Below are 13,019 nucleotides of genomic sequence, written 5' to 3' on the forward strand. Positions count from 1 at the left end.
CGCGAAACCGTGCTGTGCAGAGTCGAGACTCATGTACGGAATACGTTTCGGCAGTCCCGGTTCTGCGGAGCGGCATCGGGAATGCCGCATCGCGCCCGGGACACTTTTTTCAAGTCTTGCCACGCCCCTTTACCGCTTGCTCCAGGCTCGCTTTCGCCGAACCGGGCTGCAACGGCTTCTGCTGGCTCTCATGCGGCGCCCATCCCGACAGCCAGACGATATCGAAGGTGGCGCGGATGCGCCCGTCGGGATCAGTGAAGCGCTCATGATAGATTTGCGCCATCCGTAGCAGCGTTGCGCGGCGCAAAGACGTCCGCCGCCGTTCGGTCATGATATTGGTCGCGCCCATGCGACGCAGATCATGCATCAGCGCAAAAGCATCGTTATAGCGCACCACGACGCGGTCAACGTCCGTCACCGGCAGTGCGAAGCCCGCGCGTTGCAGCAGCGCGCCGACATCGCGAAGATCGGCGAACGGCGCGACGCGCGGCGAGATGCCACCCTCAAGCTCCACCTCGGCTATCGCGAACGCCTGACGCAGCTCGGTGAGCGTCTCGCCACCGATCGTGGCTGCCAACAGAAATCCGTCCGGCTTCAGGGCACGGCGGATCTGCACCAGCAGGCCCGGAAGATCGTTGACAAACTGGAAGGCCAGTCCGGAGACGGCAAGATCGAGAGAGTCCGGCGACAACCGCACGGCCTCACACTCGTCAATCGGGAGATCGACGCGCGCAAGCTCTCTGAGACGAGCCGCGAGCGCGCCACGCACCTGATCGCCCGGCGTACCGATATCCGCCGCGTGTTGAAATTCGCGCAACACGACATTCAGCCGCTCCGCCATATCCTCCGCGACGCGATCGAGCAAAAACGGCACCGCTCCCACTTCGGCCGCGCGTCTCTGCCGCACGCCCAGCAGGGTGCGATCGAACAAAACGGGCGGCGATGATTGGTTCGGAGCCATGCGGCTTGGTACGCCGATCATCCCGTCGCTGGCAATCCGCCGTAACGCGATTGCAAAGGACCTGCTTTGTCTGGCTTGAGTACCGCCACCTCGAGGAATAGCCTTCCGCTATGGATACCACAACGGACAACCTGGTTTCGCCGCAGCGAGCCAATCCGCTGCGCGGCGCATGGCGCGCGTGTCGCGACGTCATGTCCCATGCGGCGCGCTCGGCGCTGGACATCGCGCTGCCAACGCTCTGTGTCGCCTGCCGCGAACCGGTGGCTGGCGTCGGCGTCTGTGCGGATTGCTGGACGCAATTGTCGTTCATCGAACGTCCTTATTGTCCTCGCCTCGGCACGCCCTTTGTTTATGATCCGGGTTCCGGCATGCTGTCGATGGAGGCGATTGCCAATCCCCCGGCCTATCAGCGCGCCCGCGCTGCGGTACGCTATGACGACGTCGCCAAGGTCCTGGTTCATGCACTGAAGTATCAGGACCGCACCGATCTCGCACCAGCGATGGGCCGCTGGATGGCTCGTGCGGGCTCGGAATTGCTCGACGGCGCCGACGTTCTGATCCCGGTGCCGCTGCACTGGCGACGTGGCTGGAGCCGCCGTTACAACCAATCGGGCGCGCTGGCGCGCGTCATCGCCCGACAATCCGGAATTCCGGTCGCGCCGGACGCGCTGCGGCGCACCCGTCCGACCCGGCAACAGGTTGGATTGTCGCGAAATGACCGCGCCCGCAATGTGCAGGGCGCGTTCAAAGTCGCGGCGGAACGCACCAGCCAGATCCAGGGCCGCCGCGTCACCCTGATCGACGACGTCCTGACGTCTGGCGCCACAGTGGATGCCTGCGCGCGCGTCCTGCTGCGCGCGAAGGCCGCACAGGTCGATGTGCTGGTATTCGCGCGGGTTGTCGACACCATGAAAGCCCCCATATAATTGAGCTTTGACCCCGGAGCCTTGTTCTGTTTTCGCGGGCGAAAGGCAAGGACATGAACACCAAGCCCACGTTCACCGCCGCAATGATCCAGATGCGGAGCGGTCTTTTTCCCGAGCCGAATTTCGATCAGGGTTCAAGGCTGATTCGCGAGGCGGCGGCACAGGGTGCTGACTTCGTGCAGACCCCCGAAGCCAGCAACATCATGCAGGCCGATCGCGTCGCACTCTTTGAGCATCTTCGGACCGAGGACGACGACCGCTCGCTCAGCGGTTATCGCGATCTTGCGCGCGAATTGAAAATTTACCTCAACGTCGGCTCGCTCGCATTGCGGCTCACGGCTGAGAAAGCCGTCAACCGCTCGTTTCTGATCGGACCGTCCGGCGACATCCTCGCGCGCTATGACAAGATTCACATGTTCGACATCGATCTCGGAGGCGGCGAAAGCTATCGGGAGTCGGCCAACTATCAGCCGGGCGAGACTGCCGTGATAACGGACCTGCCCTGGGGCAGGCTGGGCATGACGATCTGCTACGACGTCCGTTTTCCTGCGCTGTATCGCGCGCTGGCCGAAGCCGGCGCGTCGTTCCTCACGGTGCCAGCGGCCTTCACCAGGAAGACCGGCGAGGCGCATTGGCACACCCTGTTGCGCGCTCGCGCGATCGAGAACGGTTCCTTCGTGTTTGCCGCCGCCCAAGGGGGAATGCACGACAACAACCGCGAAACGTTCGGCCATTCGCTGATCGTCGATCCGTGGGGCACAGTGTTGGCCGAAGCGAGCGGCACCGAACCCGGCATCGTGTTGGCTACGATCGATCCAGCCAACGTCGCGACCGCGCGCAGGGCCGTACCCTCATTACAGCATGGGCGGCGCTTTTCCCTCGTCGACCATAAGTCGCCAAGCGACCATCTGCATCTTGTGCGAGGCTCTGCATGATCCGCTACAACCTGCGCTGCGAGCGGGGCCACACTTTCGAGAGCTGGTTTCAGAGCTCCTCGTCCTACGACGCGCAGGTCAAACGCAAACTCGTCACCTGTGCGCTCTGCGGCTCGGCGAATGTCGAGAAGGCGATCATGGCGCCAAGGATCGCCGGCTCCAAGCGCCGCTCGCCGAGACTCGCAGCCGCTCCCGCATTTACGATAGACGAGCCTCCCGAGCGAGGAGGTTCGGCATGATCCGCTACAACCTGCGTTGCGATGGTGGCCATACCTTCGAAAGCTGGTTTCAGAGCTCGTCGGCCTATGATTCACAGGTCAAGCGCAAGCTTGTGACCTGCGCGATCTGCGGCTCTGCCAAGGTCGAGAAGGCGATCATGGCGCCGAGGATCGCCGGCACCAAAAAGCGCGGATCGGCGGCACCTGCGGACTCATCCACATCGGCAACAATGGCCGAGGGGCGCGAGCTGCGTGCCGAGCTCAAACAATTGCATGATCATCTCGTCAAGAACGCCGACAATGTCGGCGCGCGGTTTCCGAGCGAAGCTCGCAAAATGCATTACGGCGATATCGAGCATCGCCCGATCTACGGCGAGGCCTCGCCCGAGGAAGCGAGATCGCTGATCGAGGAAGGCGTCGAGGTCGGGTCGCTGCCGGTGCTGCGGGACAACCGGAACTAACGGGCGATGACGCTCACGCTTCCCTCCTGGCTGTTCTGGGCACTGCTGTCGGCGGCATTCGCGGCACTGACCGCCATCTTTGCCAAGGTCGGCGTCGAAGGCATCAATTCCGATCTCGCCACTTTCCTCCGCACCATTGTTGTCCTTGTCAGTCTCGGCCTGATCCTGTCGGCGACGGGGCAGTTCAGCCACCCCGGCCCAATCCCGACCCGGAGCTGGATTTTTCTCGTACTATCGGGACTGGCCACCGGTGCGTCGTGGCTCTGCTATTTTCGCGCGCTCAAGCTCGGTCCGGCCACACTGGTCGCGCCGATTGACAAGCTGAGCGTCGTACTGGTTGCCTCGTTCGGCGTCGTCTTTCTTGGCGAGCGCCCCTCGCTAAATGGCTGGATTGGAATCGCCCTGATCGCAGCCGGCGCCGTCATTATCGCCGTCAAACGCTGATTATACCGCGACCAACAGCCCAACGCCGATCACAATCAGCACGATGCCGCCGAACTCATGTAACGAAAGCGGCTGCTTGAACGAATAATATGACACCGCCTGCGCGAACAGCACCTCGACCAGCGCCAACGTCCGAACGTTGGCAGCGGCGGTGAGCGCGAACGCCAGGAACCAGAATTGCGAGGCGAACGCGCCCAAAAAACCCGCGAACAGCGATGGCCGCCACAGGCCGAGAATTCTTTTCGGTACGTCGGGCGCGCGCAACAACAGATATGCCGTCAGCACCGCCGTCTGCACGAATAGCCCGAACACCAGCGTGTAGGATGCCGCGGTGACGAACGACACGCCCGGCACGGCGATGATGGCGCCGCGAAAGCCGACCGCGGACAGGGCGAAGCAGGCGGCTGCGACCAGCCCCAACGCCGTCGGCTTGAGATCGGCGAAGCCCTTGGCGCCGCCGGGACGGAGCGCGGTGATAACGACGCCCACGGTGGCGATCAGAATCGCGACCACCTTTAACAAGGTGAGATGATCGCTGAGAAACACAAATCCAAAGATCGCGGTCTGGATCGCTTCGGTCTTGAGGTACGCGATCGTCACCACGAACGAGTTGCCGTCCATCACGAGCAGCATCAAGCCGGTGCCGACGATCTGGGTGAGTGCGCCGAGCAACAGCCACAGCCAGAAGGCGACGACGGGCCATGGGACCGGGTCCCCGGTGAACCCGATCACCATGGCGAAAAAGATCAGCGAGAACGGAAAGCCGAACAGGAAGCGGATGTTGGTCGCGCCCCACGTGCCGAGCGGACTGGTCAGCGACCGCTGCATCGCGTTACGCGCGACCTGTCCGAACGCTGCCGTGACGGTGAAGGGTATCCAGAGCGAGGCGACGGTGAACATGGAGGATGACTTCCAGGTCGTCCCTGCGAACTCAAGGGACCTTTAGCCCCTGCCCCACCTGGAGCAAAGGACCCTGGTGTCCAAGAGGTAAAGTCCTCGCCGTATGGGTCCCTGCGTGCGCAGGGACGACTCGTTGAGGGTTTGTACGCGACTCAAGCTGTTCAATCGAGCAAATCATCCAGATCGCACCATTCCAGATTATCGCGCTCGATCAATTCGATTTTCCAGTCCCGTTTCCAGCGCTTCAATTGCTTTTCGCGCGCAATGGCCTCCGGGCCGGTCGTAGCTTTCAACATAAACGAGGCGGTAGACTTTGTATTTCTGGACGAATTCGGACCCCTTCCCGCTGCGATGCTGCGCCAATCTCGCCAGCAGCGAATTGGTCACGCCGATATAAAGCGTTCCATGGCGACGGCTGGCAAGGATATAGACGTGATACATGCTGAGCCCGGCGCGCCTGTAGCCTATCTTCGTCGTCCCTGCGGACGCAGGAACGACCATGTAGTCAGGCCGCGAACCCCGTCACCCCACCGCTTCCGCCACCACCATGTAGTTGACGTCCATGTCGGATGACAGGCTCCACTTGTCCGCGAACGGGCTGTACACCACGCCGGACTGCTCGGTGATGCCGAGCCCGTTGCGCTCGAGGTGGCGCGCAAGTTCGTCCGGAGTAACGAACTTATCCCACTGATGAGTACCGCGCGGCAGCCAGCGCAGCACATATTCGGCCGCGACAATGCCCAGAGCAAAGCTCTTCCAGTTACGATTGAGGGTGGAGGCCACCATGATGCCGCCCGGCTTCAGCATCGCGGCGCAGCGATCCAGAAACAGCCCGACGTTAGCGACGTGCTCCACCACCTCCATCGCGAGGATGATGTCAAAGCGCTCTCGTACGTCCATGTCTTCCACGGTCGTGCAGCGATAATCGATCGACAGATGGGCTTTCTCGGCGTGGAGCTTCGCCGCCGCGATATTGGACGCGGAGGGATCGACCCCGATCACCTGCGCGCCGAGCCGCGTGAACGGCTCGCATAGAAGGCCCGCGCCGCAGCCGATATCAAGCAGCCGCAGGTCCGCCAGACAGTTCAGGCTGCGGACGCTGCGCTCGAACTTGCGGCAGGCGGCGTCGCGGATGAACTGGAGCCGCAGCGGGTTGATCCTGTGCAGCGGCGCCATCTTGCCGGTGGGATCCCACCACTCCTGCGACAGTTTTGAGAACTTCTCGATCTCGGCGCGATCGACGGTCGTTTCGGATGCGGCTGAAGAATTGGCAGAAGGGTCGGCTTGCATCGTCATTGCCGGGCGGCTCCTTGGGCGACGTGATGGGATTGCGGAACGCCGGCCGCGGCGGCGATGGTTCTGACCCTCTCAGCCCAGTCGTCGACCCCACATAGGGTTTCGTGCAAAACCTGCAAATGGGTCACCTCGGTCCTCATGGTCCGGCGGGCCGTGCAGTGCACATTGTTCGAATACAACATCGTCTCATCCGGTTGCAGAATCGTTGATATGGCAGCCCATCGGCCTGCCTCACGCCGTTCCCTGGAGCGTCCGGCCGCCGCAGGACGACCGAAAGCCGGGTTGCCTGCCCGCATCCGCCCCGTTATGTATACGCGCCTTCTCGCCCGTGCGCCCCCGCTTTTCGCATTTCATCGAGTTGGCTTGTATCCAGAGCCTTCTTGTAGAGAGCCTTAGGAACGCACACCCGTCATGAGCCGGCTTGTGATGAAATTTGGCGGCACCTCCGTCGCCAATCTCGACCGTATCCGCAACGTCGCGCGGCATGTCAAACGCGAGGTCGATGCCGGCCACGACGTCGCGGTGGTGGTGTCGGCGATGTCGGGCAAGACCAACGAGCTGGTGGCATGGTGCAGGGACGCTTCGTCGATGCACGACGCGCGCGAATACGACGCCGTGGTGGCATCCGGCGAGCAGATCACCTCGGGGCTTTTGGCGATCGCGCTACAGGCGCTCGGCATTCAGGCACGCTCATGGCAGGGATGGCAGATCCCGATTCAGACCAGCGACGCCCACGCCTCGGCCCGCATTCTTGAAATCGACGGCAGTGAACTGGTCAACCGCTTCACGGAGCGCAAAGAGGTTGCCGTGATCGCCGGTTTTCAGGGAATTAGCCCGCAGACCGGCCGGATCACCACGCTTGGCCGCGGTGGCTCCGATACCTCGGCGGTGGCGATCGCCGCTGCCATCCGCGCCGACCGCTGCGACATCTACACCGATGTCGACGGCGTCTATACCACCGATCCACGGGTGGTCCCGAAAGCGCGCCGGCTCGACAGGATCGCGTTCGAGGACATGCTGGAACTGGCATCGCAGGGCGCCAAGGTGCTTCAGGTTCGTTCCGTGGAACTCGGCATGACCCAGAACATGCCGATTTTCGTCCGCTCCAGTTTCGACAAGCCGGAGGACATCGATCCCCATGGCACGCCGCCGGGTACGCTGATCTGCGGCGAGGAGGAAATCATGGAAAGCCACGTCGTTACCGGGATAGCCTTCTCCAAGGACGAGGCCCAGATCTCGGTCCGCCAGATCGAGGACAAGCCGGGCGTCGCCGCCTCGATCTTTGTCCCGCTTGCCGATGCCAATATCAACGTCGACATGATCGTCCAGAACGTCTCAGAGGATGGCAAGACCACCGACCTGACGTTCACGGTGCCTGCCTCCGACTATGCCCGCGCCAAGGAGACCATCACCGGCGCCAGGGACAAGATCGGTTATGCGCGCCTCGACAGCGCCACCGACGTCGCGAAGATCTCGGTAATCGGGTCCGGCATGCGTAGCCATGCCGGCGTCGCGGCGCAGGCGTTCAAGGCGCTGTCCGATAAGGGTATCAATATCCGCGCCATCACGACCTCGGAGATCAAGTTCTCGTTGCTGATCGATACCGCCTATACCGAACTCGCGGTACGGACCCTGCATACGCTCTACGGGCTCGATCAGACCTGAAACGCGCGCTTGCAGCCACCTCCATCGTCCTCGGCTGAGCCGGCGCGGCGCGGCCCCAGCGAAGCCCATTGTAGCGCGAACGCCGTTGCCGTTTTTCAGACCTTGTGCTCCTCAACGGCAGGCGTTTTGCTTGGCAAAATGGACGTCGATTGGCTATACGGCGAATGACATGGCCGTTGCGGCTGGGGCAACGACTTCAGACAATCGCGCTACGCTTCTGACGCGGAATGTCGTTTTTTAGGCTAATCCAAAAACTGGCTCGCAGGGGAAGGGACCGGGATATGCGGAGCGCGTCGAGCGGCCCCCGCGTCTTGTTGAGACGGCTCCGCGAGGTCATGGCGGAGCGGGTCAGCGCGCAAGAGCGTCTCGACAAGGTCGTGGTGCTGATCGCCGCCAATATGGTGGCGGAAGTATGCTCGACCTATGTGCTGCGCGTCGATAACACGTTGGAACTCTATGCGACTGAAGGCCTCAATCGCGATGCCGTGCATCGCACCGTTCTGACCGCGCACGAAGGCCTCGTCGGCCTGGTCGCAAGCGAAGCGACGCCACTGAACCTGTCGGACGCACGCAGTCATCCGGCATTCTCGTTCCACCCTGAAACCGGCGAAGAAATCTACAATTCGTTCCTCGGCGTGCCGATCCTGCGCTCGGGCAACACGCTTGGCGTGCTTGTGGTGCAGAATCGCGCCAAGCGCACCTATGTCGAGGAAGAGGTCGAAGCGCTTCAGACTACGGCGATGGTGCTCGCCGAGATGATCGCTTCCGGCGAACTGGCTGCCCTCGCGCAGCCCGGCCTTGAGCCTGCCACCCGCCACACAATCCACCAGGTTGGCGCGATCCTGTCCGATGGCATCGCGCTGGGCCATGTTGTGCTGCACGAACCGCGCGTCGTCATCACCAACTACATTGCCGACGATGTGCCAAAGGAGATCCGGCGGCTGGATACGGCGCTCTCCAAGCTGCGCGCCGATCTCGACCACCTGCTGGAGCGCGGCGACGTTGCTGACGGCGGCGAGCATCGCGAGGTGCTTGAGGCTTACCGGATGTTCGCCAACGACCATGGCTGGTCGCACAGGCTACAGGAGGCGGTTGCAACCGGCTTGACGGCCGAGGCCGCTGTTGAGCGTGTGCAATCGGACACCCGCGCGCGAATGTTGCGCTCGACCGACCCTTATCTGCGTGATCGCCTTCATGACCTCGAGGATCTCGGCCACCGCTTGATGCGACAGCTGGTCGGGCAAGATCACGCGCCTTCCCGCGAGCAGCTTCCCGATAACGCGATCCTGATCGCGCGCGCCATGGGACCGGCGGCCCTGCTGGATTATGACCGCAAGCGGCTGCGCGGACTGGTGCTGGAGGAAGGCACGGCGACCTCACACGTTGCCATCGTCGCGCGCGCGCTGGGCATCCCCGCCGTCGGCGAGGTGCCGAACGCGGTCGGAATCGCCGATCCCGGCGACGCCATCATCGTCGACGGCACCTCTGGTTCGATTTACCTGCGGCCATCGGCGGAAATCGAGTCGGCCTATGCGGAGCGCGTGCGTTTTCGCGCCCGGCGGCAGGCGCAGTACATCGCCCTGCGCGACAAACCCTGCGTCACCAGGGACGGCGAACCGATCGATCTCATGATCAATGCGGGCCTCGTGATCGACCTTCCGCATATCGAGGATACCAATTGTTCTGGCATCGGACTGTTCCGGACCGAACTCCAATTCATGATCGGACAGAGCCTGCCGCGCGCAAGCGAGCAGCTTGCACTGTACCGCACGGTACTGGACGCCGCCGGGGACAAGCCGGTGACGTTCCGCACCCTCGACATTGGCGGCGACAAGGCGCTTCCCTATATGGAAGCCGCAGTTGAGGAAAATCCTGCGCTAGGCTGGCGCGCGATCAGGCTCGGGCTCGATCGTCCCGGCCTGCTGCGCGGCCAAATTCGCGCGCTGCTGCGCGCCGGAGGCGGTCGCGCGTTGCGCATCATGTTCCCGATGATCTCGGAAGTCGCCGAATTCGATCAGGCCAAAGCCATCGTCGAGCGCGAACTTACCTATCTTCGCCAGCATGGCCACACGCTGCCGGAACGGGTGGACGTCGGCACCATGGTCGAAGTCCCCGCGCTGTTGTACCAGCTTGACGAATTGCTTGCGAAAGCCGATTTCGTCTCCGTTGGATCGAACGACCTGTTTCAATTCATGTTTGCAGTCGATCGCGGAAACAGCAAGGTGTCGAACCGCTTCGACACGCTCTCCTCCCCGATCCTGCGTGCGCTGCACGACATCGTGGTCAAGGCCCGGGCCGCGGGGAAAACCGCTTCGCTATGCGGGGAAATGGCATCGCAACCGCTGGGCGCACTGGCTCTGATCGCGCTCGGCTATCGCTCGCTCTCGCTCTCGGCCACTGCACACGGTCCCGTCAAGGCCATGATACTCGATCTCGATACCAAAAAGGCGGAGGCGGCCATCATGCCGCTGCTCGAAGCGCCCTCCGGCAGCATTTCGATCCGCGACAAGCTCAAGAACTTCGCCGACGCCGAGGGGCTGTCGCTGTGACCTTTTTTTCGGTGATCGTCTCCCGAACCGGGACGTCGTTTTCCCTCCCCCCTCGCGGAAGAGCGTGCATGGGCGGCCAATGGCCGCCGTCACAGAACACACCGATGCTTTGGATCGGCCATGGTGAAGCGAGGGCGGGAAAAGCGAATTTGCCTGTCACGTACGAAAGCTTTCTCACCCGGCACGGACGTGGTCCGCGTCATCCTCTCCCGCAAGGGAAGGGGGAAAGAGGCCACTTCTGACAATGCTGCCCGAAGCCAAACTCGACCTCCTGCTGGTTCGCCACGCCGCGCTCGAAAACGAGCTGCTGAGCCAGGTCAGTGCTGACAGATACGTCCAGATGACGCGCGAATTGGCGGAACTCAATCCCATCGTGGATGCCGTCAGGAACTGGCGCGCTGTCACGACCGAGATTGCAGGAATCGACGCGATGATCGCCGATCCCGCCACGGACGCTGAGATGCGTGCGATGGCGGAGGCCGAGCGCCCCGCGCTGGAGGCGCGCAACAACGAACTTATGCAGAGTATCCGAGTAGCACTGCTGCCAAAGGACGCGATGGACGAACGCAACGTCATGCTCGAAGTCCGGGCTGGCACCGGCGGCGACGAGGCCTCATTGTTCGCTGGCGATTTGTTTCGAATGTACGAGCGCTTTGCAGCCCTGCTGGGATGGAAGGTGGAGGTGATCTCCGCAAGCGAGGGCACCATGGGCGGCTACAAGGAGATCGTCGCTCAGGTGCAGGGACGCGGCGCCTACGCCAAGATGAAATTTGAATCCGGCGTGCATCGTGTGCAGCGCGTGCCGGATACCGAAGCGCAGGGACGTGTCCATACCTCAGCGGCCACGGTGGCGGTGCTGCCCGAAGCCGAAGAGGTCGATGTGGAGATCAAGCCCGATGATCTGCGAATCGAAACCATGCGCGCGCAGGGCGCAGGCGGCCAACACGTCAACAAGACGGAATCGGCGATCCGCATCACCCACATCCCGACTGGCATCGTCGTCAACATGCAGGACAGCCGCTCACAGCACAAGAACCGCGCGTCGGCGATGAATATCCTGCGTTCCCGCATCTACGACGCCGAGCGGCAGCGCATCAATGCCGCGCGCTCGGCCGACCGCAAGGATCAGGTTGGATCGGGCGATCGTTCCGAGCGCATCCGCACCTACAATTTTCCGCAAGGCCGCGTCACGGACCACCGCATCAACCTGACACTTTACAAGCTGCCGCAGGTGATCGCCGGCGACGCGCTGCACGAATTGATCGATGCGTTGACCACAGAGCATCAGGCCGCGCAGCTGGCAGCCGAAGGTGGCCGGTGAACATTCCCCTATCGCGACGCGGCGTCTTTCTTTCCGTCTTCCCTGGCGGGAGAGGGAAAAAGCGATCACATGACCGCTTCGTTTGCCACTGAGACGATAGAGTCCGCGCGGCGGATGCTGACGGCACGCTTGGCGGCCGCGGGGATCGACAGTGCCGCGCTCGAAGCCCGCACACTCACCGGCGAAGTGCTGGGCCTCGATCTTACTGGACTGATCGCGCAAGGCTTGCGGAGACTCAACGAGGATGACGCGGCGCGCCTCGATGCTTTTGCACAACGCCGGCTTGCGGGCGAGCCCGTGGCGCGCATTCTTGGAAAGAAAGAGTTCTGGGGCCTGCCGCTGAAGTTGTCGGCGGACACGCTGGTACCTCGGGCCGACACTGAAACCGTGGTCGAGGCCGCGCTTGACGTTCTCCGCGCTGAAGGCCGGATCCAAGCTGCGCTCCGCATCGCGGACCTTGGCACCGGCAGCGGTGCGATCCTGCTCGCATTGCTGACCGAACTGCCGGCTGCCACCGGCGTCGGGACCGACCTGAGCGCCGCGGCACTCGACACGGCCAGAACCAATGCGCAAGGCGTCGGCCTCACGACGCGCGCGCAATTCCTGGTCAGCGATTATGGAGATGGTCTGTCAGGCCCATTCGACCTGATTGTCTCGAACCCGCCCTACATCCCGTCGGCCGACATCGCGATGCTGTCGCCAGAGGTACGCGACCACGATCCGCATCTCGCACTGGACGGCGGCCGCGACGGGCTTGATGCCTATCGCCGGATCGCGCCGCAGGCGGTGTCGCTGCTGGCGACCGACGGCCTCCTGGTGTTGGAGATCGGGCAAGGTCAGGACAGCGCCGTCAGCCGGCTGGCGACCGCGGCGGGGTTGGCGGTCATGGAATCGGCAAGGGTTGATCTCGCGGGTATCGGCCGCGCCATCGTGGCCCGCAAGATTGCCCTTAGAAAGCCCGATTGAGCCATAAAAAACCACTTGGAATATCCCTCGGGAGCGATTACGTTTCATGCACAATCATCGGTCCCGGGTTGGCCCCGCAGCTTTGCTGCTGGTGAGCCTTAGAGTTTTCGGACGAAAACCGGCCCGAGTGAACGGTTCCTAAAGGCAGGTCATATCGAGCGCGATGGCCGAGAGCTGCGCCGCTTGCGACCGCGAAGCGAACGAAAGCCTGAATACTGCGCTTGAACACTCACGCGAGAAAACCTGAGTTTGAAGTCTCTGGCTGAATGATCTGGCCGTGCTGGCGCCATGCGCCTGCCGGCGACCCGGGAACGCGTCTTTGCTATGGAGATGAGTGGCGGCCGATACGCGCTTTGCGTAGGCCGCGTCGAGGGGCG

At 62.9% G+C, this 13,019-nt stretch carries 11 protein-coding genes and 2 pseudogenes; 9 read left to right on the top strand and 4 right to left on the bottom strand.

Annotated elements, in window-relative coordinates:
• Positions 1-109: 109 nt before the first annotated feature.
• A complete protein-coding gene (locus AC1RT6_RS08845) occupies positions 110-961 on the bottom strand; it encodes a methyltransferase domain-containing protein (RefSeq protein ID WP_079445538.1) in 852 nt (283 codons plus the stop codon).
• Positions 962-1,071: 110 nt separating this feature from the next.
• Here AC1RT6_RS08845 and AC1RT6_RS08850 point away from each other — a divergent pair, with 110 nt between their 5' ends.
• The 5 genes and pseudogenes from AC1RT6_RS08850 to AC1RT6_RS08870 all read left to right on the top strand — a co-directional run bounded on the left by AC1RT6_RS08850 (position 1,072) and on the right by AC1RT6_RS08870 (position 3,945).
• Entirely contained in the window at positions 1,072-1,887 is an 816-nt protein-coding gene (locus tag AC1RT6_RS08850; RefSeq protein WP_079445455.1) for a ComF family protein, read from the top strand.
• Between the two features lie 53 nt (positions 1,888-1,940).
• Complete coding sequence (locus tag AC1RT6_RS08855) at positions 1,941-2,822, top strand: carbon-nitrogen hydrolase family protein (protein ID WP_079445454.1); 882 nt, start codon at positions 1,941-1,943, stop codon at positions 2,820-2,822.
• A pseudogene (locus AC1RT6_RS08860) lies at positions 2,819-2,998 on the top strand (DUF1178 family protein); the annotation flags it as partial. The gene AC1RT6_RS08855 and the pseudogene AC1RT6_RS08860, both read left to right, overlap by 4 nt.
• Before the next feature lie 59 nt (positions 2,999-3,057).
• Positions 3,058-3,501, top strand: a complete 444-nt coding sequence (locus tag AC1RT6_RS08865) for a DUF1178 family protein (RefSeq protein ID WP_079445452.1) — start codon at positions 3,058-3,060, stop codon at positions 3,499-3,501.
• Between the two features lie 6 nt (positions 3,502-3,507).
• Positions 3,508-3,945, top strand: coding sequence for an EamA family transporter (locus AC1RT6_RS08870; RefSeq protein ID WP_079445451.1), 438 nt, complete (start codon positions 3,508-3,510; stop codon positions 3,943-3,945).
• On the opposite strand, the gene AC1RT6_RS08875 is transcribed toward AC1RT6_RS08870, so the two are convergent.
• The 3 genes and pseudogenes from AC1RT6_RS08875 to ubiG form a co-directional block, all read right to left on the bottom strand.
• Positions 3,946-4,845 (bottom strand): EamA family transporter, encoded by a 900-nt coding sequence (locus AC1RT6_RS08875; protein WP_079445450.1) that lies wholly within the window; start codon positions 4,843-4,845, stop codon positions 3,946-3,948. It abuts the gene before it with no gap.
• A gap of 161 nt (positions 4,846-5,006) precedes the next feature.
• A pseudogene (locus AC1RT6_RS08880) lies at positions 5,007-5,286 on the bottom strand (GIY-YIG nuclease family protein).
• Between the two features lie 81 nt (positions 5,287-5,367).
• Positions 5,368-6,141: a bifunctional 2-polyprenyl-6-hydroxyphenol methylase/3-demethylubiquinol 3-O-methyltransferase UbiG gene (gene ubiG, locus AC1RT6_RS08885; RefSeq protein WP_079445449.1), complete on the bottom strand. Its 774-nt coding sequence runs from the start codon at positions 6,139-6,141 to the stop codon at positions 5,368-5,370.
• 411 nt (positions 6,142-6,552) lie between these two features.
• Here ubiG and AC1RT6_RS08890 point away from each other — a divergent pair, with 411 nt between their 5' ends.
• The 4 genes from AC1RT6_RS08890 to prmC all read left to right on the top strand — a co-directional run bounded on the left by AC1RT6_RS08890 (position 6,553) and on the right by prmC (position 12,642).
• The gene (locus AC1RT6_RS08890) at positions 6,553-7,806 is read left to right on the top strand and encodes an aspartate kinase (RefSeq protein WP_079445447.1); all 1,254 of its coding nucleotides are present in this window, start codon (positions 6,553-6,555) and stop codon (positions 7,804-7,806) included.
• A 281-nt stretch (positions 7,807-8,087) separates the two neighbouring features.
• Complete coding sequence (ptsP, locus tag AC1RT6_RS08895) at positions 8,088-10,355, top strand: phosphoenolpyruvate--protein phosphotransferase (protein ID WP_079445446.1); 2,268 nt, start codon at positions 8,088-8,090, stop codon at positions 10,353-10,355.
• A gap of 244 nt (positions 10,356-10,599) precedes the next feature.
• The gene (gene prfA / locus AC1RT6_RS08900) at positions 10,600-11,676 is read left to right on the top strand and encodes a peptide chain release factor 1 (protein WP_173815890.1); all 1,077 of its coding nucleotides are present in this window, start codon (positions 10,600-10,602) and stop codon (positions 11,674-11,676) included.
• A gap of 69 nt (positions 11,677-11,745) precedes the next feature.
• Positions 11,746-12,642: a peptide chain release factor N(5)-glutamine methyltransferase gene (prmC, locus tag AC1RT6_RS08905; protein ID WP_079445444.1), complete on the top strand. Its 897-nt coding sequence runs from the start codon at positions 11,746-11,748 to the stop codon at positions 12,640-12,642.
• Positions 12,643-13,019 lie beyond the last annotated feature (377 nt).

The organism is Nitrobacter sp. MLSD-S21, from assembly GCF_058809865.1.